General features: G+C 69.5%; 21 protein-coding genes. 11 read left to right on the plus strand and 10 right to left on the minus strand.

Going from position 1 to position 18,662, the window contains the following annotated elements; translation table 11 throughout:
* Positions 1-3 precede the first annotated feature (3 nt).
* The 6 genes from ACFWN2_RS11610 to hsaB are packed head-to-tail and all read left to right on the plus strand — an operon-like array spanning position 4 to position 5,294.
* Positions 4-897 (plus strand): acetaldehyde dehydrogenase (acetylating), encoded by an 894-nt coding sequence (locus ACFWN2_RS11610; protein WP_382426799.1) that lies wholly within the window; start codon positions 4-6, stop codon positions 895-897.
* Positions 869-1,873 (plus strand): 4-hydroxy-2-oxovalerate aldolase, encoded by a 1,005-nt coding sequence (dmpG, locus tag ACFWN2_RS11615; protein ID WP_382427443.1) that lies wholly within the window; start codon positions 869-871, stop codon positions 1,871-1,873. The genes ACFWN2_RS11610 and dmpG overlap by 29 nt, the downstream gene beginning before the upstream one ends.
* The gene (gene hsaA / locus ACFWN2_RS11620; protein ID WP_382426801.1) at positions 1,870-3,036 is read left to right on the plus strand and encodes a 3-hydroxy-9,10-secoandrosta-1,3,5(10)-triene-9,17-dione monooxygenase oxygenase subunit; all 1,167 of its coding nucleotides are present in this window, start codon (positions 1,870-1,872) and stop codon (positions 3,034-3,036) included. The genes dmpG and hsaA overlap by 4 nt, the downstream gene beginning before the upstream one ends.
* Positions 3,037-3,046: 10 nt before the next feature.
* Positions 3,047-3,856 carry a 4,5:9,10-diseco-3-hydroxy-5,9,17-trioxoandrosta-1(10),2-diene-4-oate hydrolase gene (hsaD, locus tag ACFWN2_RS11625; protein WP_382426802.1) on the plus strand — a complete coding sequence of 270 codons (810 nt, stop codon included), beginning with the start codon at positions 3,047-3,049 and terminating at the stop codon, positions 3,854-3,856.
* On the plus strand, positions 3,856-4,758 hold the full coding sequence (gene hsaC / locus ACFWN2_RS11630) for an iron-dependent extradiol dioxygenase HsaC (RefSeq protein WP_382426804.1): 903 nt from the start codon (positions 3,856-3,858) through the stop codon (positions 4,756-4,758). The genes hsaD and hsaC overlap by 1 nt, the downstream gene beginning before the upstream one ends.
* Positions 4,722-5,294 (plus strand): 3-hydroxy-9,10-secoandrosta-1,3,5(10)-triene-9,17-dione monooxygenase reductase subunit, encoded by a 573-nt coding sequence (hsaB, locus tag ACFWN2_RS11635; RefSeq protein WP_382426806.1) that lies wholly within the window; start codon positions 4,722-4,724, stop codon positions 5,292-5,294. Before hsaC ends, hsaB begins: the two co-directional genes overlap by 37 nt.
* On the opposite strand, the gene ACFWN2_RS11640 is transcribed toward hsaB, so the two are convergent.
* Positions 5,280-6,095 carry a class I SAM-dependent methyltransferase gene (locus ACFWN2_RS11640; RefSeq protein WP_382426807.1) on the minus strand — a complete coding sequence of 272 codons (816 nt, stop codon included), beginning with the start codon at positions 6,093-6,095 and terminating at the stop codon, positions 5,280-5,282. The genes hsaB and ACFWN2_RS11640 overlap by 15 nt on opposite strands.
* Before the next feature lie 42 nt (positions 6,096-6,137).
* Here ACFWN2_RS11640 and ACFWN2_RS11645 point away from each other — a divergent pair, with 42 nt between their 5' ends.
* Positions 6,138-6,527, plus strand: coding sequence for a helix-turn-helix domain-containing protein (locus ACFWN2_RS11645; RefSeq protein WP_382426808.1), 390 nt, complete (start codon positions 6,138-6,140; stop codon positions 6,525-6,527).
* Here the strand turns inward: ACFWN2_RS11645 and ACFWN2_RS11650 are convergent.
* From ACFWN2_RS11650 to ACFWN2_RS11670, 5 genes are read right to left on the minus strand one after another with little or no spacing between them, the layout of a single operon-like run.
* Complete coding sequence (locus ACFWN2_RS11650; RefSeq protein WP_382426809.1) at positions 6,524-7,483, minus strand: acyl-CoA dehydrogenase family protein; 960 nt, start codon at positions 7,481-7,483, stop codon at positions 6,524-6,526. The genes ACFWN2_RS11645 and ACFWN2_RS11650 overlap by 4 nt on opposite strands.
* Positions 7,480-8,319 carry an acyl-CoA dehydrogenase family protein gene (locus tag ACFWN2_RS11655; RefSeq protein WP_382426810.1) on the minus strand — a complete coding sequence of 280 codons (840 nt, stop codon included), beginning with the start codon at positions 8,317-8,319 and terminating at the stop codon, positions 7,480-7,482. Before ACFWN2_RS11655 ends, ACFWN2_RS11650 begins: the two co-directional genes overlap by 4 nt.
* A complete protein-coding gene (locus ACFWN2_RS11660) occupies positions 8,316-9,407 on the minus strand; it encodes an acyl-CoA dehydrogenase family protein (protein ID WP_382426811.1) in 1,092 nt (363 codons plus the stop codon). The genes ACFWN2_RS11655 and ACFWN2_RS11660 overlap by 4 nt, the downstream gene beginning before the upstream one ends.
* Entirely contained in the window at positions 9,407-10,237 is an 831-nt protein-coding gene (locus ACFWN2_RS11665; protein WP_382426813.1) for an enoyl-CoA hydratase, read from the minus strand. The genes ACFWN2_RS11660 and ACFWN2_RS11665 overlap by 1 nt, the downstream gene beginning before the upstream one ends.
* Positions 10,234-11,754, minus strand: coding sequence for a FadD3 family acyl-CoA ligase (locus ACFWN2_RS11670; RefSeq protein ID WP_382426814.1), 1,521 nt, complete (start codon positions 11,752-11,754; stop codon positions 10,234-10,236). Before ACFWN2_RS11670 ends, ACFWN2_RS11665 begins: the two co-directional genes overlap by 4 nt.
* Between ACFWN2_RS11670 and ACFWN2_RS11675 the strand changes: the two genes are divergently transcribed.
* Genes ACFWN2_RS11675 through ACFWN2_RS11690 form a run of 4 tightly spaced genes read left to right on the plus strand, consistent with a single transcriptional unit; the run spans position 11,753 to position 15,341 of the window.
* Positions 11,753-12,826: an acyl-CoA dehydrogenase family protein gene (locus ACFWN2_RS11675; protein ID WP_382426816.1), complete on the plus strand. Its 1,074-nt coding sequence runs from the start codon at positions 11,753-11,755 to the stop codon at positions 12,824-12,826. The genes ACFWN2_RS11670 and ACFWN2_RS11675 overlap by 2 nt on opposite strands.
* On the plus strand, positions 12,823-13,566 hold the full coding sequence (locus ACFWN2_RS11680) for an SDR family oxidoreductase (protein WP_382426818.1): 744 nt from the start codon (positions 12,823-12,825) through the stop codon (positions 13,564-13,566). Before ACFWN2_RS11675 ends, ACFWN2_RS11680 begins: the two co-directional genes overlap by 4 nt.
* A 14-nt stretch (positions 13,567-13,580) precedes the next feature.
* Complete coding sequence (locus ACFWN2_RS11685) at positions 13,581-14,177, plus strand: TetR/AcrR family transcriptional regulator (protein ID WP_382426820.1); 597 nt, start codon at positions 13,581-13,583, stop codon at positions 14,175-14,177.
* An 18-nt stretch (positions 14,178-14,195) separates the two neighbouring features.
* A complete protein-coding gene (locus ACFWN2_RS11690) occupies positions 14,196-15,341 on the plus strand; it encodes an acetyl-CoA C-acetyltransferase (protein WP_382426822.1) in 1,146 nt (381 codons plus the stop codon).
* Here the strand turns inward: ACFWN2_RS11690 and ACFWN2_RS11695 are convergent.
* Genes ACFWN2_RS11695 through ACFWN2_RS11710 form a run of 4 tightly spaced genes read right to left on the minus strand, consistent with a single transcriptional unit; the run spans position 15,325 to position 18,620 of the window.
* Complete coding sequence (locus ACFWN2_RS11695) at positions 15,325-16,374, minus strand: NAD(P)H-dependent flavin oxidoreductase (protein ID WP_382426824.1); 1,050 nt, start codon at positions 16,372-16,374, stop codon at positions 15,325-15,327. The two genes, ACFWN2_RS11690 and ACFWN2_RS11695, sit on opposite strands and share 17 nt — an antisense overlap.
* Entirely contained in the window at positions 16,371-17,084 is a 714-nt protein-coding gene (locus tag ACFWN2_RS11700; protein ID WP_382426826.1) for a CoA-transferase subunit beta, read from the minus strand. The genes ACFWN2_RS11695 and ACFWN2_RS11700 overlap by 4 nt, the downstream gene beginning before the upstream one ends.
* Positions 17,081-17,878 carry a CoA transferase subunit A gene (locus ACFWN2_RS11705; protein ID WP_382426827.1) on the minus strand — a complete coding sequence of 266 codons (798 nt, stop codon included), beginning with the start codon at positions 17,876-17,878 and terminating at the stop codon, positions 17,081-17,083. The genes ACFWN2_RS11700 and ACFWN2_RS11705 overlap by 4 nt, the downstream gene beginning before the upstream one ends.
* Entirely contained in the window at positions 17,853-18,620 is a 768-nt protein-coding gene (locus ACFWN2_RS11710) for an enoyl-CoA hydratase family protein (protein WP_382426829.1), read from the minus strand. The genes ACFWN2_RS11705 and ACFWN2_RS11710 overlap by 26 nt, the downstream gene beginning before the upstream one ends.
* Between the last annotated feature and the right edge of the window lie 42 nt (positions 18,621-18,662).

The following is an 18,662-nucleotide window of genomic DNA, read 5'->3' on the forward strand; positions in this document are numbered from 1 at the left end:
TGGGTGAAGGCGGCCATCGTCGGCTCCGGCAACATCGGCACCGACCTGCTCTACAAGCTCCTGCGCTCGCAGGCGCTCGAACCGCGCTGGATGGTGGGCATCGACCCGGCCAGCGAGGGACTCAAGCGCGCGGCGTCGCTGGGCCTGGAGGTCTCGGTCGACGGCGCGGAGTGGTTGCTGCGCCAGGACGAACTGCCGGACATCGTCTTCGAGGCGACGTCCGCGGCGGTGCACAGGGCCAACGCCCCGCGCTACGCCGAGGCGGGCGTCCGGGCGATCGACCTGACACCGGCCGCGGTCGGCCCGTATGTCGTGCCGCCGGTGAACCTCGGTGAACACGCTGACGCGCCCAACATCAACCTGATCACGTGCGGCGGCCAGGCCACGATTCCCATGGTGCACGCCGTTTCACGGGTGGTGCCGGTGTCGTACGCGGAGATCGTCGCGAGCGTCGCCTCGGTGTCGGCCGGTCCTGGCACACGCGCCAACATCGACGAGTTCACCCGCACGACCAGCCGTGGCATCGAGGCGATCGGGGGTGCCGCGAGGGGCAAGGCGATCATCGTGCTGAACCCGGCGGACCCGCCGATGATCATGCGCGACACGATCTTCTGCGCGATCCCCGAGGACACCGATCCCGACCCGATCACCGACTCGATCGCCAGGATGGAGACCGACATCCGTTCGTACGTGCCGGGTTTCCGGTTGTTGCGCGAACCGCAGTACGACGCCGGTCGCGTCGCGATCTTCGTGGAGGTCGCGGGAGCGGGCGACTTCCTGCCGGAGTACGCCGGGAACCTCGACATCATGACGGCCGCCGCGACCAAGGTGGGGGAGGAGATCGCCCGTGCACCAAAAGAATCCAACACTGCGGTTGACCGACACGTCACTGCGTGACGGCTCGCACCACAAGCGCCACCAGTTCACGGCCGACGACGTTCGTTCGATCGTGGCGGCGCTGGACGGCGCCGGGGTGCCGGTGATCGAGGTGACGCACGGCGACGGGCTGGGCGGGTCGTCGTTCAACTACGGCTTCAGCCACACGCCGGAGCAGGAGCTGATCAAGGTCGCGGTCGAGACGGCGACGCAGGCCAAGATCGCCGTGCTGATGCTGCCGGGCGTCGGGGTGAAGGACGACATTCTCGTTTCCCAGGACAACGGCGCTTCGATCGTGCGGATCGCCACGCACTGCACCGAGGCCGACGTGTCCGTGCAGCACTTCGCATTGGCTCGCGAACGCGGCCTGGAGACCGTCGGGTTCCTGATGATGGCGCACTCGCAGCCGCCTGAGGCGCTGGCGAAGCAGGCCCGGATCATGGCCGACGCCGGGTGCCAGTGCGTCTACGTCGTCGACTCGGCCGGAGCCCTTGTGCTGGAACAGGTTTCCGAACGCGTCGAGGCGCTGGTCGCGGAGCTCGGATCGGACGCCCAGGTCGGCTTCCACGGGCACGAGAACCTCGGCCTGAGCGTCGCGAACTCCGTCGCCGCGGCACGGGCCGGCGCGAAGCAGATCGACGGCAGCGTGCGCGGATTCGGTGCGGGAGCGGGGAACACGCCGCTCGAAGCGTTCGTCGGCGTCTGCGACAAGCTCGGCTTCGAGACCGGCGTCGACTTCTTCAAGATCGTGGACGCGGCCGAGGACGTCGTCCGGCCTGTCATGCCCGACGAGTGCCTGCTCGACCGGATGGCGCTGATGATGGGGTACGCGGGCGTCTACTCCAGCTTCCTCAAACACGCGTACACGCAGGCCGAGCGCTACGGCGTGTCCGGCGCGCAGATCCTCGTCCGCGCGGGGGAGCGCAAGCTCGTCGGCGGGCAAGAGGACCAGCTGATCGACATCGCACTGGAGCTGAGCAGGGAGGAAGTCCGATGAGCGAGGAAATCCTCGGCAAGGTGCGGGAACTGCTGCCGGCGCTCGCCGAACGAGCGGCCGAGGCGGAGGAACTGCGCAGGGTGCCGCCGGAGTCGGTGAAGGCGTTGCAGGAGACCGGGTTCTTCCGGATGCTGCAACCGGCGCGGTACGGCGGTTTCGAGTCGCACCCGCTCGACTTCTACGCTGCGGTCCGGTTGATCGGCAGCGCCTGCGGGTCCACGGGCTGGGTCGCCTCGGTGCTGGGCGTGCACCCGTGGCACGTCGGGCTGTTCGACGTTAAGGCGCAGGACGAGGTGTTCGGCGAGGATCAGGACACCCGGATCTCGTCCTCCTACGCGCCAACGGGTCGCGCGACGGCGGTCGAGGGCGGGTTCCGGTTCAGCGGCAAGTGGAGCTTCTCGTCCGGTTGCGACCACGCGACGTGGGTGCTGCTCGGCGGCCTCGTGATGAACGACGAGGGCAAGCCGGTCGACTTCCGCACGTTCCTGCTGCCGATCTCCGACTACACGATCAACGACGTCTGGGACACGGTCGGCCTGCGCGGCACCGGCAGCAACGACATCGTGGTGGACGACGTGTTCGTGCCGGAGTACCGGGCGCTGAGCATGTCGAACACGGCGCGGTGCAAGTGCCCCGGCCAGGAGGTCAACCCCGGACCGTTGTTCCGCATGCCGTACGGGACGATCCACCCGTACGCGGTGACGGCGCCGATCATCGGCATGGCGACCGGGGCGTACGCGCTGCACGTCGACGCGACCCGCGAACGCGTCCGGGCGGCGTACCTGGGGGAGAAGTCGGTCGACGACCCGTTCGCACAGGTCAGGATCGCGACCGCGGCGGCCGACATCGACGTGGCGTGGTGGACGCTGGAGAAGGACATCAACGAGGAGTGGGCGCACGCCGTCGCCGAGACGAAGATCCCGATCGACCTGCGCCTGCGGGCCCGGCGGGATCAGGTGCTCGGCAGCGGGCGGGCGCTCGCCGCGATCGACCTGCTCTTCGAGAGCGCGGGCGGCAAGGCGATCAACGCCGGTCTGCCGTTGCCCCGCTTCTGGCGCGACGCGCACGCCGCACGGGTGCACGCGGGCAACGACCCGGAGCGCGTGCTCGTGCTGTACGGCAAGAACGAGCTCGGCATCCAGGTCCGCGACGGCTTGTTCTGAGGGAGCGTTGATGAGCGTGCGACTGCACTACCACGAGGCCGGCGCGGACAACGCCGAGACGCTGGTCATGCTGCACGGTGGCGGACCCGGTGCGTCGGCCCTGTCGAACTTCCGCGCGAACGTCCCGGTGTTCGCGAAGTCGTTCCGGGTGCTGGCCGTCGACATGCCGGGCTACGGCCAGTCGGACAAGCCGGCCGAGCACGACCAGTACTTCTCCTTCGCCTCCAGGGCGTTGAAGGACCTGCTCGACGAGTTGGGTGTGGAGCAGGCGCACATCCTGGGCAACTCCCTGGGCGGCGGCACCGCGGTCCGGTTCGCGCTGGACCACGGAAAGCGCGCAGGGCGGCTGGTGCTGATGGGGCCAGGAGGGTTGTCGCTCAACGTCTTCTCGCCCGACCCCACCGAGGGCGTGCGCAAGCTCAGCGCGTTCGCCCGCACGCCCACGCGGGAGAAGATCGAGGAGTTCCTGCGGATCATGGTGTTCGACCAGTCGCTGATCACCGAGGAGCTGATCGACGAACGGTTCGAGGCGGCCCGTCAGCCGGAGTCGTTGCGATCCATGGCGGCGCTGGGGAAGTCGTTCTCCGGTCCCGACTTCGAGCAGGGCATGCTCTGGCGCGAGGCCTACAAGCTGCGCCAACGGGTTCTGCTGGTGTGGGGCCGCGAGGACAGGGTCAACCCGCTCGACGGCGCGTTGGTGGCGACGAAGCTGATCCCGCGCGCGCAACTGCACGTGTTCGGCGGATGCGGGCACTGGGCGCAGCTCGAGAAGTTCGACGAGTTCAACAGGCTCGCCCTCGATTTCCTGACGGAGGCGTGATGGGCATCCGGTCGCTGGGTTATCTCCGGATCGAGGCCACCGACATGGACCGGTGGCGCGAGTACGGGCTCAAGGTCCTCGGCATGGTCGAGGGCAAGGGCTCGACTCCCGGCGCGTTGTACCTGCGGATGGACGACTTCCCGGCACGACTGGTGATCGTGCCGGGGGAGAAGGACCAGCTGCAGGCCTCCGGCTGGGAGGCCGCCACCGAGGCCGAACTGGAGGAGGTCGCGAAACGCCTGGCCTCCGCTGGTGTCTCGTACGTCGAGGGTTCGGCCGAGGACCTGGCGGAACGACGCGTCAACGGGTTGATCCGCTTCGAGGACCCGTCCGGGAACACGTTGGAGGTGTTCCACGGCGCGGCTTTGGAACACCGGAGGGTCGTCTCGCCGTACGGGCACCGGTTCGTGACGGAGGAGCAGGGGCTCGGGCACGTCGTCCTGTCCACTTCGGACGACGAGGCCGCACTGCACTTCTACCGCGACGTGCTGGGGTTCCGGTTGCGCGACTCGATGCGCCTGCCACCGCAGTTCGTCGGCCGCCCCGCCGACGGACCACCCGCGTGGCTGCGGTTCTTCGGCTGCAACCCGCGCCACCACAGCCTCGCGTTCCTGCCCATGCCGACGCCCAGCGGGATCGTGCACCTGATGGTCGAGGTCGAGAACACCGACGACGTGGGCCTGACGCTGGACCGCGCTCTGCGCCGCAAGGTGCCGATGTCGGCGACGCTCGGCCGACACGTCAACGACCTGATGTTGTCGTTCTACATGAAGACGCCCGGCGGGTTCGACGTCGAGTTCGGTTGCGAGGGACGGCAGGTCGACGATGAGGACTGGATCGCACGCGAGAGCACGGCGGTGAGCCTGTGGGGACACGACTTCAGCGTTGGCCACCAGAAGTAGGGGCCCGCTACCGTTCCGTTCTCGGGCACTTCTGCACCGGGGTGACCGTGGTGACCGGCATGTCCGCCGACGGTCCGGTCGGGTTCGCCTGTCAGTCGTTCGCGGCACTGTCGCTGGACCCGCCGCTGGTCGTCTTCTGTCCACAACGGACTTCGCGCAGCTGGGCGGCGATGGCGTCCTCCGGCTCGTTCTGCGTGAACGTGCTGGCGGAGGACCAGCGTGAGATCTCGACGGTGTTCGGCAAGGCGGGCGCGGACAAGTTCTCGGGCATCTCGTGGACGCCGTCGGCCACCGGTGCCCCGGTGCTCGACGGCGCCCTGACCTGGATCGACTGCGAGGTGTCGGTCGTGCACGACGCCGGCGACCACCACATGGTCGTCGGCGCCGTGGTCGAGTTGGGCCCGGTGCGCGAGACGCAGCCGCTGCTGTTCTACCGCGGCCGCTACGCCTCGCACGCCGAGCTGGACACGCGCGGCTGGTCCGGCGAGGTGCTCGACAACCTGCTGACCTGGCAGCGCCAGTCAGAGTGGAGCTGACGCGGTGACCTGCCAGCAGGCGGCGGGCACCCGCACCTCGTCACCGTGCACGAAACCGTCGAACGCACCCCGCACCTCGGTCAGCATCCGGCCGCGGTCCTCCTCGGGCGCCTCGCGGAGCGCGCGGGAGATCGGGCCGAGGTTGCTCAGGTACGGGAGCAGCAGGGACTCGGGGATGGTGCAGGTCCGGTCGACGCGTTCGATGCCGATGTTCTCCCACCCGGTGCGGCTCAGCAGGTCCCGGGTCTGGTCGGGGTCCGCGAGCGAGTGCGGCCCCGGCCCGTTCGGATCGGGCGCCGGCGCGTCGGGAGCCAGCCTCGCGGCGACCTCGGACGCGGTGGTCATGAACGGGTTCTCGGCCCTGTCCCGCCACGTGACGAAGCACAGCTCACCGCCCGCGGTGGTGCTCCTGAGCAGGTTGCCGAAGGCGGCAGCGGGGTCGTCGAAGAACATGACCCCGAACCGGCTCACGACCAGGTCGAAGCTCCTGCCGAACGAGTGCACCTGCGCGTCCGCCCGCACGAACTCGGCCTTGCCGTGCTCCCGCGCCGCCGCGAGCATCGACTCGGCGATGTCGACGCCCACACACGCCGCACCGGTCGCCTCGGCGATCGCCCGCGTGACGGCACCGGTACCGCAGCCGACGTCGAGAACTTTAGTGCGCGGCCGTTGCCGGGCGGCCTCCACGAGCACGTCCTGGAAGGGCCGCAACATCACGCCCACGATGTCCTGCGCCTGCGCCCACCCCTGCCCGGCGGCGTTCCACCAGGCGGCCTGCGCGCTGTTCACCTCAGATGTCATGCTCCTACCGTCCTACTTCAAGTCGGCTTGAGGTCAAGTGTCGTGGACACCGTTGAGATCGGCATCGGCGAGGTGGTCCGCCGTTCGGGCGTGCCGGCCTCCACTCTGCGCTACTACGAGGAGCGCGGCCTGATCGCGTCCGTGCGGCGGCAGGGCCTGACCCGCGTGTTCTCGCTGGCCGTGCTGGAACAGCTGGCGTTGATCGCGGTCTGCCGCACCGCGGGGTTCTCGCTGGACGAGATCACCCTGATGTTCTCGCCGGACGGCCGCCCGTCACCGAACCGCGAGATGCTCGCGGCGAAGGCCGACGAGTTGGACGCGACGATCCGCAAGCTGGCGTTGATGCGCGACGACCTGCGGCACGCGGCGGCGTGCCCGGCGCCCACTCACCTGGAGTGCCCGTCGTTCCGCCGCGTGCTGGGCCAGACCTAAATCACCGTGCAGAGCCGTTCGAGGTGCACGGCCGGACTGCCGAACAACTGCCCGCTGCCGTGCGCCCGCTTCAGGTACAGGTGCGCGTCGTGCTCCCAAGTGATCGCGATACCGCCGTGCAGCTGGACCATCTCGGCCGCGACCTTGAACAGCGCCTCCGAGCAGTAGACCTTGGCGACCGCCGCGGACACCTCGTCCGTCGCCGCCTGCGCTGCCGACCTGGCCGTCTCGACCAGGACGTGCATGTCGGCCATGCGGTGCTTGAGCGCCTGGAACGACCCGATCGGCCTGCCGAACTGCACGCGAGTCTTCGTGTACGAGACGGTGAGTTCGAGCGCCCTCGCGGCGGTGCCCACCTGTTCCGCGCTGAGCGCCGCCAGTGCCGCGTCCCGGACCTCGGGCTTCCACGGGCCCACGAGCGTCAGAGCCGCCTGGTCGAGGTGAACGGTGGCGAGGCGGCGGGTCTGGTCCATCGTCGGGGTGTGCTCGCGGGCGACGCCGGGATCGATCTCGTACAGGTCGGTGCCGTCGGTGGCGAGGAGGATCTCGGCGGTGTCGCCGTTCAGGACGTGGCGAGCGGGGCCGTCCAGACCGATCCGAGTGCCGTCCCACGGCCAGACGAGCGTGGCGACGGTGCCCTCCGCGATCCGGGGCAGCAACCGTTGGCACGCCTCCTCGTTGCCGGTCGCCAGCAACGCTTGCACCGCCAGTGTCGAGGCGAGCAGCGGTGAGGGTGTGAGGGTGCGGCCGAGTTCTTCGAGGGCGATGTGGGTTTCCGTGGTGGTCGCGCCCGATCCGCCGTACCGTTCGGGGATCGGGAGGACGCCGATGTCAGTGAGTCGCGCCCACACGTCCTTGTCGTAGCCGTGCGGGGTCTCGATGGCCGCGCGGACGTCCGAGTGCTTGTCGAGCAGGCCGCGGACGGCGTCCCTGAGCGCCAGTTGTTCCGGTGTCACAACGCCTCCAGCACGCGTGCTCGGTGCATCGACGGACTGCCCCACGCCGTGCGCAGGGCTCGGGCTTGAAGGAGGAACCGGCCGAGCTCGTGCTCGCCGGTGTAGCCGATGGCGCCGTGCACCTGCAACGCGACGCGGGCGGCCTGCCAGGCGGCGTCGGAGGTGGCGACCTTGGCGGCGGAGACGTCCCGCGGCGTCATGGTCACGGCCGCGCCGAACACCAGCGGGCGGGCGAGCTCCAGTCCGATGAGGACGTTCGCGAGGTGGTGCTTGACCGCCTGGAACTGGCCGATCGGCCTGCCGAACTGGGCGCGCGCCTTGGCGTACTCGGTGGTCATCTCCAGCATCGCGCGGCCCAGGCCCAGGAGTTGGGCCGAGCAGGTGAGGACGCCGAGGTCGAACGCGCGTGCGGCGGGCACGTCGGTGGCGATCACCGGGCCGGGGGAGAGCTCGACGAGGCGACGGGTGGGGTCGACGGACTGGAGTTCGGTGGTGGGGGTGGCCTCGCGGAGGGTGTCGCCCTCGACGAGGAGGTAGCGGTCGGCTTCGGCGGCGTGGGGGATCAGGGGAGGGAACGCCACGGAACAGGTGCCAGAGCTGCCAACGGCGCTGGCCTCGCCCCCGATCCCTCCTACCAGCGCCGGCACCACCGCCAGCGTCTCCATCAGCGGCCCCGCCAGCGCGTGGTGCCCCACCTCCTCGAACACCACCACCAGGTCGACCGGGTCCGTGACCTCGTCCACCCCGAGCGAGGCCAGATCGGTCCTCCCCGCCCCCAGGAAGTCGTGCACCACGGCAGCGAGGTCCGTCTGCTCCGACGACAGCGTGAACATCATCGCGGCAGCCCCAGGAGTCGTTCGGCGATCACGTTGCGCTGGATCTCGTTTGTTCCGGCGTAGATCGGCCCCGACAGCGAGAACGACCACCCGTCCCGCCACCCCGGCGCCACCTCGCCCAGCAGGTCCAGCGCCGTCTCGTGCAGAGCCACGTCCAGCTCCGACCAGAACACCTTCGTCACGCTGGCGGCAGGTCCGGACAACGGCGCGGACAAAGCCCCGAACGTGTGGAGGCGGTAGGCCTGCGCGCCGATCCACGCGTCGACGACCCGGTCGCGCAACGCCGGGTCCGGGTTCTTGCGGTACAGCTCGACCAGACGCGCGGCCGCGGCGGTGAAACGGCCCGGCGAACGCAGGGTGAGGCCGCGTTCGTTGCCGGCGGTGCTCATCGCCACGCGCCAGCCGTCGCCGACCTCGCCGATCACGTCCTGGTCCGGCACGAACAGGTCGTCCAGAAAGATCTCGGCGAAGCCCGGTTCGCCGTCGAGTTGGTTGATCGGGCGGACCGTGACACCTTCCGAACGCAGGTCGAAGAGCAGGTAGGTCAGGCCGCGGTGGCGTTCGCCGGGGCCGGTGCGGAACAGGCCGAACGCCCTGTCGGCGAACGCCGCGCGCGAGCTCCAGGTCTTCTGGCCCCGCAGCAGCCAGCCGCCGTCGCAGCGGGTGGCCGTGCTGCGCAACGACGCCAGGTCCGACCCCGCTTCCGGCTCGGACCAGGCCTGCGCCCACACCTCGTCGGCGCGGGCCATCGACGGCAGGATCCGGGCTCGTTGCTCGTCGGTGCCGTGCGCGAACAACGTCGGTGCCAGCAGGAAGATGCCGTTCTGCGAGACGCGGCCCGGCGCGCCGGAGGCGTGGTATTCCTCCTCGAACACCAGCCACTGCAGCAACGACGCGTCCCGGCCACCGAAGGCAGCAGGCCACGACACCACCGACAGGCGTGAAGCGGCCAGCGAGCGTTCCCACGCGCGGTGTTCCTCGAAGCCCGCGGCGGTGTCCATCGAGGACAGAGGACGAACGTGCTCGGCCAGCCAGGCGCGCACCTCGGCCTGGAACGACAGGGTCGAAGCGTCCAGATCCAGGTCCATCAGCTGGAGGCCTTCTTCATCGCACGGGCGTCCATCCCGGCCAGCGCGTCGGAGCTCACCTCGGCGTTGTGCGCGTGCGCGAAGTGGTGCAGCCCGAACACCGAGTCCATCCCGGCGCGCAGGCCCATCAGGTCCTCGGACTGGTTGACCGCCTTCTTGGCCAGCGCGAGCCCGAACCGCGGCATCGCCGAGATCCGCCCTGCCAGCTCGAAAACGGACTCCTCCAACGAGGAACGCGGTACGACGCGCGACACCATGCCCCACTCGTAGGCGCGCTGGGCCGAGAACCGGTCGCCGGTGAACAGCACCTCCTTGGCGGCGCGCGGCCCGAGCACCCACGGGTGCGCGAAGTACTCGACCCCCGGAATTCCCATGCGCACCACGGGATCGGCGAAGAACGCGTCGTCGGAGGCGACGATCAGGTCGCAGATCCAGGCGAGCATCAGGCCACCGGCCACGCACGCGCCCTGCACCATCGCGATCGTCGGCTTCGGGATCTCCCGCCACCGCCGGCACATGCCGAGGTAGACCTCCATCTCGCGGGCGAACCGGAGGTCACCGCCCTCGCGACCGACGTGGTCCCACCACATCACGGCCTTGCGCTCGAACGACGTGTCGACGTCGCGGCCCGGTGAGCCGATGTCGTGGCCCGCGGAGAAGTGGTCGCCGGCGCCCGCCAGGACGATCACCTTGACCTCGTCGTCGTCGACCGCGCGGGTGAAGGCCTCGTCCAACGCGTAGGTCATCGCCGAGTTCTGCGCGTTGCGGTACTCCGGTCGGTTCATGGTCACGACGGCGACCGCGTCCCGCCGCTCATACGAGACTGTCACGCGTTCTCCTTGCGCAGTTGGGTTTTGAGGACCTTGCCCATCGCGTTGCGGGGCAGCGCCGGGACGAACTCGACCGCGCGCGGCACCTTGTAGTTCGCCAGCCGCTCGCGGCAGAACCCGATCACGTCGGACTCGCTGAGCGAGGAACCCGGCGCCGTCACGACGAACGCGAGCCCCACCTCGCCGAGCCGCGCGTCCGCCATCCCGACGACAGCGGACTCCGCGACGCCGGGCAACCGGGCCAGCGCCTGCTCGATCTCGGCCGGGTACACGTTGAACCCGCCGCAGATGTACATGTCCTTGAGCCGGTCCGTGATCGACAGGTACCCGCGGGAGTCGATCCGTCCGACATCACCCGTGTGCAACCAGCCGCCGGCGTCCACGGCGGCAGCGGTGGCCTCGGGATCGTCGAGGTACCCGAGCATCACGTTGGGGCCGCGCAACAACACCTCGTCCTGCGTCCCCAGCCGCAGCTCGAACCCGGCCATCGGCGCTCCGCAGGTGTGCGCGACCGTCTCAGGGGAGTCGCCGGGCCGGCACATCGTGGCGACGACCGCCTCGGTCAGCCCGTAGGCGGTGAGCACGGTCAGGGACAGCTCCGACCGCATCCGCTCGATCAACGCCACCGGCACGACCGCGGCACCCGTGACCGCCAGCCGCAGGCTCGACAGGTCGAACGAGCCGCGCTCGGGGTGGTCGAGCAACGTCTGGAAGATCGTCGGCGGCCCCGGCAGCACGGTGATCCGCTCGCGTTCGACCAGCCGCATCGTCTCCACGACGTCGAACACCGGCTGCGGCACGATCGTCGCACCGCTGAGCAGGCAGGCCAGGATCCCCGCCTTGTAGCCGAAGGTGTGGAAGAAGGGGTTGACGATCAGGTAGCGGTCGGCGGCCGTCAGCTCACCACAGGAAGCCCAGGCCTCGGCCACTCCGAGCGACTGCCGATGCGCGCTCATCGCCCCCTTGCTGCGCCCGGTCGTGCCGGACGTGAACATGACGTCGCACAACGCGTCCTCGGAGAGCGCCGGCAGATCAACGTCGACCGCCACCCACGAAGCCGGTAACCGCACCACGGAGGGCAGCTCCGCGGACAGGGAACGGAGTTCCGCCTCCCGGTCGCGTCCGAGGAACTCGCCCTCCACGACCAGCACCCGCGCGGCACTGCGGTGGAGCACGTCCAAGGTCTCCGTGGCGGTGAACCGCGTGTTGATCGGCACCAGCGCCGCACCCGCGCGTAACGCCCCGAGCGCCGCGACGACCCACTGGGCCGAGTTGGGCGCGCACAACGCGACCCGATCTCCCGGCCGCACGCCCATCCCCACGAGCGCGCGGGCCGCGTCGAGCACCGCCGAACGCAGCCCGAGCCACGTGAGGCGAACCTCCCCGTCCACCAACGCCTCCGCGTCGATGTACGAAGCAGCGGCGCGGTCGAGCACGGCTGAAACCGTTTGCCTGCTTGGATCTACGGCCACAACGCCCTCCAAAGCAAGTGCTTGGTAGGTTAGAGTATGGCGCATGGAGTCCTTCCGGCGCGAGGTGCGGGAATGGTTGTCCGCCAACCTCGTCGGTGAGTTCGCTGAGCTGCGCGGCCTGGGTGGACCCGGCCGCGAGCACGAGGCGTTCGAGGGGCGGCTGCGGTGGCACCGGCATCTCGCGAGGAGCGGGTGGACGTGCCTCGGCTGGCCCGGCGAGCGCAGTGTGGAAGAACAGGTGATCTTCCACGAGGAGTACGCGGAGGCCGACGCACCGGCGAAGGTCGACATCGTCGGCGAGGGCCTGCTCGGCCCGACGCTCGTCGCGTTCGGCACACCGGAGCAGAAGGAGCGCTTCCTGCCGAAGATCCGCACGCTCGACGAGCTGTGGTGCCAGGGCTACTCCGAACCGGGCGCGGGCTCGGACCTCGCGTCCGTGCAGACGAAGGCCGCTCTCGACGGCGATCAGTGGGTGATCAACGGCCAGAAGATCTGGACGTCGAACGCGCACTACTCCGACTGGATCTTCGTGCTGTGCCGCACCGAACCGGGCTCGCAGCGGCACAAGGGCCTGTCGTACCTGCTCGTGCCGATGGACCAGCCGGGCGTCGAGGTGCGGCCGATCCGCCAGCTCACCGGCACGTCCGAGTTCAACGAGGTCTTCTTCGACGGAGCGGTGACGGCGCGCGAGAACGTCGTGGGCGAGCCCGGCGAGGGCTGGAAGATCGCCATGGCCACCCTCGGCTTCGAACGCGGCACCGCCATGCTCGGTCACCAGGTCGGCTTCCGGCGGCAGCTCGACGCGATCATGGCCACCAAGCCGGACGACGAGCGCCTCACCAGGGCGTGGCTCGAACTGCACGTCATGCGCTCGCACACCATGAGAACGCTGAACGACGAGCCCGGTCCGGAGGCGTCCGTGCTGAAGCTGTTCTGGGGGAGCTGGCACCGCAGGCTCGGCGAGCTCGCGATGGACTCGCTCGGCCCCGAGTCGATGATCGACGGCAACGAGTGGCAGAGCACGTTCCTGTTCAGCCGCGCGGAGACGATCTACGGCGGCTCGGACGAGATCCAGCGCGAGATCATCGCCCACCGGATCCTGGGGCTGCCGCGATGACCGGCCACGACCTGCTCAGGGACAAGATCGTCGTGGTCACGGCCGCGGCGGGCACCGGCATCGGCAGCGCGACCGCGAAGAGGTGCCTCGAAGAGGGCGCCACCGTGGTCATCAGCGACTGGCACGAGCGCCGCCTCAAGGAGACGCACGAGGCACTCGGCACCGCGCACGCCGTTCCGTGCGACGTCACCGACGAGCAGCAGGTGCGGAACCTGGTCGACGAGACGGTCGCGCGCTACGGCCGCATCGACGTGATGGTCAACAACGCCGGCCTCGGCGGCGAGAAGTCCGTCCTGGACATGGCCGACGACGAGTGGGCGAGAGTCCTCGACGTCACGCTGAACGGCACCTTCCGCTGCACCAGGGCCGCGCTACGCCAAATGGTCGTCCAACGAAGCGGTGTCGTCGTTAACAACTCCAGTGTGATCGGCTGGCGCGCTCAGAAGGGTCAAGCCCATTACGCCGCAGCGAAAGCGGGAGTCATGGCGCTCACCAGGTGCGCCGCGATGGACGTCGCCGAGCACGGCATCCGGGTGAACGCGGTCGCACCGAGCTTGGCGGCGCACCCGTTCTTGACCAAGGTCACCAGTGAGGAGTTGCTGACGGAACTGGCGTCCCGGGAGGCTTTCGGGCGCGCCGCCGAGCCCTGGGAGGTCGCGAATGTGATCGTGTTCCTCGCCAGCGACTACTCGTCCTACCTGACGGGCGAGGTCGTCTCGGTGAGCAGTCAGCACCCGTGAGGAAGGTAAGACCGGTGAGCACCAGAAGGCAGGAACTGCTCGCGTTGGCGGCGAAGATGTTCGCCGAACGCGGGTACGGGCAGACGACCGTGCGCGACATCGCGGACGCGGCGGGGATCCTGTCCGGCAGCCTCTACCACCACTTCGACTCGAAGGAGTCGATGGTGGACGAGATCCTGCGGACGTTCCTGGACGAGCTGTTCACGCGGTACCGGGAGATCGTCGAGGCGGGCCTCGGCCCGAAGCAGACGCTGAAGGCGCTGGTCGTGGCGTCGTTCGAGTCGATCGACACCCGGCACGCCGCCGTCGCGATCTACCAGAACGAGGCCAAGCACCTCACCGGCCTGGAGCGGTTCTCCTACATCGACGACCGCAGCGTCGAGTTCCGCAAGCTGTGGACGGTGCTGCTGGAGGAGGGCATGAGCGCGGGCGTGTTCCGCGCCGACCTCGACGTGGACGTCGCGTACCGGTTCATCCGCGACACGGTGTGGGTGGCCGTGCGCTGGTACCGGCCGGACGGCGAACTGCAGGCGGAAGCGGTGGCCGACCAGTACCTCGCGATCCTGCTCGACGGCATCGCCACGGGCCGCCGGAAGAACTCCAAGACATAGCTTGAAGGAGGGCCCCTCGTGGCCGAGGCGTACATCATCGAGGCTGTGCGGACCCCGGCGGGCAGGCGTGGTGGCGAACTGAGCCACGTCCACCCGGCAGATCTCGGCGCGCACGTGATCACGGCGCTGCTCAACCGGGTCGACGTCGACCCGATCGACGTGGACGACGTGATCTTCGGCTGCGTCGACACCGTCGGGCCGCAGGCGGGCGACATCGCGCGGACGTCCTGGCTGGCGGCGGGGTTCCCGGAGCAGGTTCCGGGCGTGACGGTCGACCGGCAGTGCGGTTCGAGCCAGCAGGCGCTGCACTTCGCGGCGCAGGCGGTGATGAGCGGCACGGCCGACGTCGTGGTCGCGGGCGGCGTGCAGAACATGTCGCAGGTGCCGATCGGGTCGGCCATGACCGCAGGTGCGCAGGCGGGCAGCCCGTTCGAGGGCTGCGAGGGCTGGCAGCACCGCTACGGCGACGAGGAGGTCAGCCAGTTCCGGGCGGCCGACCTGATCGCCGTGCGGTGGGACCTGTCGCGGCGCGAGATGGAGGACTTCGCGCTGCAGAGCCACCTGCGGGCGATCACCGCGATCAAGGAGGGCCGGTTCGACCGCGAGATCGCGCCGGTCAACGGGATCGCGGCCGACGAGTGCCCGCGTCCGGACACCAGCGCCGAGAAGATGGCCAAGCTGCAGCCGTTGCGGCCAGGCGGGCGGACGACGGCGGCGCTGTCGTCGCAGATCTCCGACGGTGCCTCGGCGGTGCTGGTCGTGTCGGAACAGGCCGTGCGCGAGCACAAGCTGACACCCCGCGCCCGCGTGCACCACATGTCGGCCCGCGGTTCCGACCCGATCTACATGCTCACCGCGCCTATCAGGGCGACGAAGTACGCGCTGGAACGGGCCGGTATGTCCATTTCGGACATCGACCTGTTCGAGATCAACGAGGCGTTCGCGTCGGTCGCCATGGCCTGGGCGAAGGAGCTGAAGATCGACCTGGGACGCGTGAACGTCAACGGGGGAGCGCTCGCCCTGGGCCACCCGATCGGCGCGACCGGCACGAAGCTGTTCACGACGTTGCTGCACGAGCTGGAGAGGACGGGCGGCCGGTTCGGGTTGCAGACGATGTGCGAAGGCGGCGGTCAGGCGAACGTGACGATCATCGAACGTCTCTGAGCCGGTCGATCGCCGCCTCGGCGTCCTTCACGATCGCCTCGATCAGGTCCGCGCACGTCGGCAGGTCGCCGAGCAGTCCGGCGACCTGACCCGACGCGAGCACGCCCGCGTCGGTCCTGCCCTCGACCAGACCGGCCTTGAGGAGCATCGGCGTGTTCGCGGCCATGATCACCTGCGACCACGTGAGCTCCTTGCCGTGCTTCATGGCCAGACCCTCGCGGATCATCGCGCGCCAGGTCAGCCCCGTGTGCTGCCGGAACCTGGCCGCGTTCGTGACGGCACGCGCCAGACTGCTGACCCGCCCGGACCTCTCCAGGTGCTCGACGAGGTCGGACCGCAGGACCCGGTGCGGGAGGCCGTCGACCCTCGTGGTCACGACCGTGCCGTTCAGATCCCGTTGCAGGTAGGCCTGTTTGACCGCGTCCGGGACCGTGCTCTCCTGGGTGAGCAGGAACCTCGTGCCCATCGCGATGCCGGCCGCGCCGTACGCGAGAGCCGCCGCGAGACCTCGTCCGTCGAAGAAGCCACCTGCCGCGACCACCGGGATGTCCACGGCGTCCAGCACGCTCGGGAGCAACAGAGTCGTGGCCACGCCTCCCGTGTGGCCACCGCCCTCGCCGCCCTGCACGATCACCGCGTGGGCGCCCCACTTCGCGACCTTCTCCGCGTGCCTGGCCGCGCCGATCGACGGGATCACCACGACACCGGCGTCGTTCAGCTTCGCGATCATGTCCGGTTTCGGTGCCAGCGCGAAGGAGGCGACCTTCACCTGTTCGCGGATCAGCAGGTCGATCCGTTCCGGGGCGTCGTGGGCGTCCGCTCGGAGGTTCACCCCGAACGGCGCGGACGTGCGAGAGCGGGTCTCCTTGATCGCGGCTTCGAGTTCGGAGTAGGTCATGGTCGCCGAGGCCAGGATCCCGAGCCCACCGGCTTCGGCGGTCGCGGACACCAGGCGCGGGCCGGCGACCCAGCCCATGCCGGTCTGCACGACCGGGTGCCGCACGCCGACCAGGTCCGTGAGCGCGGTTCTCATGACGGGACTTCCTTGTCCCGCTTGCCGTCCGGGTCGAGCCTCGTCCTGATCAGGTCGAGTTCCTCGCCGGTCGGCAGCCGGGTCTCGGTGACGTCCTCGGCGACGAGCGGGAACGACGTCTGCTTCTGGACCTCGTCGACCGACACCCCGGGGTGCACCGAGAGGATGCGCATCGAGTGGTCGGGGGTGCCGAAGTCGAGCACGGCGAGGTTCGTGACGACGCGGTGCACGTCGTGGAACGGCCCGACGGCCCGGTCGTAGCCGACACCGGACACGACGTCGACCGCCTCGACGAGCACGCGCGGGCTGTGCCGCGGCACCCAGTAGCTGGTGCGGTGGTTGACGGTGTTGCCCGGCGCGCCGCGGAAACCCAGGAGCTGCCTGGTCGGCCTGGCGTGGTCGCCGATCGCGGAGATGTTCTGGTTGCCGAACCTGTCGACCTGGTTCGCGCCCATCACGACGTGCCGGCGGCCGTGCGCGACGACGTCGAACACCTTCCGGTACGGCAGCCAGCCCTCCACAGTGGACTCGGGCGTGAGCAGGAACGCCTCGCCGTCGCTGAGGAGCAGGTCGGGTTCGGAGGTGAGGCGGGCGAGCTTCGCGCCGAGGGACGGGACGAGGCCCATCGGGCTGGCGAGCGTCTCACCGGCCCCGAGGAACAGGTCGGCGCACGCGGCGACGCAGACCTCTGCTCGCGTGATGTCGCTCATCCGACGAACCTCTCGTAGAAGCCGGGCCACTGTTCGAGGTCCGTGGCGGCGTTGGCGTACTCGCGCTGCAGGGCCTCGTCACGGCCGTAGTCCGGCACGCAGCTCGTGAACCCCGCACCACCCGGTGCCTCCACCACGCCGTCGACCATCATCCGGTTGAGCAGCAACGTCTGCGGCGGCCCGTCGAACGTCTCCACGACCTGCTCGCACGAGACGTACCGCCGGTCCGCGGCCAGGCAGAACAGGTCGTCGAAGTACGGGTCGGGCCCGAGGTACTGCGCGTTGCCGTGCCTGTCGGCGCGGTTGAGGTGCACCAGGGCGACGTCGAGCTTCAACGCCGGCATGGCGACCAGCTCTTCGCCGTCGTCGTAAGGCGATCGCACGGTCTTGAGCTCGGGCGCGTACTTCAGAACGTCCGAGCCGAGGCCTGCCCTGATCGGCAGGAACGGCAACCGGTGCGCCGCCGCCCGCAGCCCCGTCTGGAACATGCCCTCGTCCAGCTCCAGGACCTCGATCGCACCGGTCTCGCGCGCCCGTTTGAACCACGGGTCGTACGGGATCGAGTCGAGCGAGACGAAGCCGTAGACCAGCTTGCGGACCTTGCCCGCCGCGCACAGCAACCCGGCGTCCGCACCGCCGTACGTGACGACCGTCAGGTCTGTGACAGGACTCCTCAGCAACGCCTTGACCAGCGTCATCGGCTTGCGCCGCGAACCCCAGCCGCCGATGCCGACGGTCATCCCGTCCTTGATGGTGCCGACGACCTCGTCAGCTGTCATTCGCTTGTCGCGCATGGTTTCCGTCCAGGAAGGCCTGCCGGGCGTGGTCCGACACACCGGTGAGGTTCAGCTCGAAGGTGAAGCCCTGCTCGAAGCGGTAGCTCTGGTGCACGCGCTGCGGGTCGATGCCGTTGATGGCCTCCTTGGCCGCCCGGATCACCGACGTGTCCTTCTTCGCGATCTCCTTGGCGATCTCACGGGCCGCGTCGTCCAGCTGTGCGCGTGGCACGACCTCGACGACGCTGCCGTGGTGGTGCAAGGTCTGCGCGCTGACGTTGCGCGCGGTGTAATACAGCGTCCGCATGAGGTGCTGCGGAACGAGTCTGGCCAGGTGCGTTGCCGCGCCGAGCGCCCCGCGATCGACCTCGGGCAGTCCGAACGTGGCGTCGTCGGACGCCACGATGATGTCCGCGTTGCCGACCAGACCGACGCCGCCACCGAGGCAGAACCCGTTCACCGCGGCGATCACCGGCACCTCGCAGTCGTACACGGCCGCGAAAGCCTTGGCGCACCCCCTGTTCGCCGCCACCAGTGCGTTGTACCCCTCGGCGCGCTGGATCTCCTTCAGGTCGACGCCCGCGCAGAAGCCGCGGTTCTCGGCCCTCAGGATCACCACCCGCGCGTCCGGGTCCTCACCCGCGGCCGCGACGGCCCTGGCCAGCTCGAACCAGCCCTGCGACGGGATGGCGTTGACCGGGGGGTAGTCGACGGTGACCTCGATGATGCCGTTTTCGGTGTGGCTGCTGGAGATTCCCATGGAGCCGCCTTCCGAACCAAGCGATTGCTTGGTAATTTAGCA

Origin of the sequence: Lentzea sp. NPDC058436, from assembly GCF_042721515.1 — a bacterium.
GTDB lineage: Bacteria > Actinomycetota > Actinomycetes > Mycobacteriales > Pseudonocardiaceae > Lentzea.

Bases quoted from the DNA above. Each gene is read 5' to 3' on its own strand.
- hsaD (WP_382426802.1), top strand. From the start codon at position 3,047: ATGAGCGTGCGACTGCACTACCACGAGGCCGGCGCGGACAACGCCGAG.
- ACFWN2_RS11705 (WP_382426827.1), bottom strand. From the start codon at position 17,878: ATGCGCGACAAGCGAATGACAGCTGACGAGGTCGTCGGCACCATCAAG.
- ACFWN2_RS11670 (WP_382426814.1), bottom strand. From the start codon at position 11,754: ATGCGCCATACTCTAACCTACCAAGCACTTGCTTTGGAGGGCGTTGTG.
- ACFWN2_RS11660 (WP_382426811.1), bottom strand. From the start codon at position 9,407: ATGGACCTGGATCTGGACGCTTCGACCCTGTCGTTCCAGGCCGAGGTG.
- ACFWN2_RS11695 (WP_382426824.1), bottom strand. From the start codon at position 16,374: ATGAGAACCGCGCTCACGGACCTGGTCGGCGTGCGGCACCCGGTCGTG.
- ACFWN2_RS11710 (WP_382426829.1), bottom strand. From the start codon at position 18,620: ATGGGAATCTCCAGCAGCCACACCGAAAACGGCATCATCGAGGTCACC.
- ACFWN2_RS11655 (WP_382426810.1), bottom strand. From the start codon at position 8,319: ATGATGTTCACGCTGTCGTCGGAGCAGACGGACCTCGCTGCCGTGGTG.
- hsaC (WP_382426804.1), top strand. From the start codon at position 3,856: ATGGGCATCCGGTCGCTGGGTTATCTCCGGATCGAGGCCACCGACATG.
- ACFWN2_RS11675 (WP_382426816.1), top strand. From the start codon at position 11,753: ATGGAGTCCTTCCGGCGCGAGGTGCGGGAATGGTTGTCCGCCAACCTC.
- ACFWN2_RS11700 (WP_382426826.1), bottom strand. From the start codon at position 17,084: ATGAGCGACATCACGCGAGCAGAGGTCTGCGTCGCCGCGTGCGCCGAC.
- ACFWN2_RS11680 (WP_382426818.1), top strand. From the start codon at position 12,823: ATGACCGGCCACGACCTGCTCAGGGACAAGATCGTCGTGGTCACGGCC.
- hsaA (WP_382426801.1), top strand. From the start codon at position 1,870: ATGAGCGAGGAAATCCTCGGCAAGGTGCGGGAACTGCTGCCGGCGCTC.
- ACFWN2_RS11640 (WP_382426807.1), bottom strand. From the start codon at position 6,095: ATGACATCTGAGGTGAACAGCGCGCAGGCCGCCTGGTGGAACGCCGCC.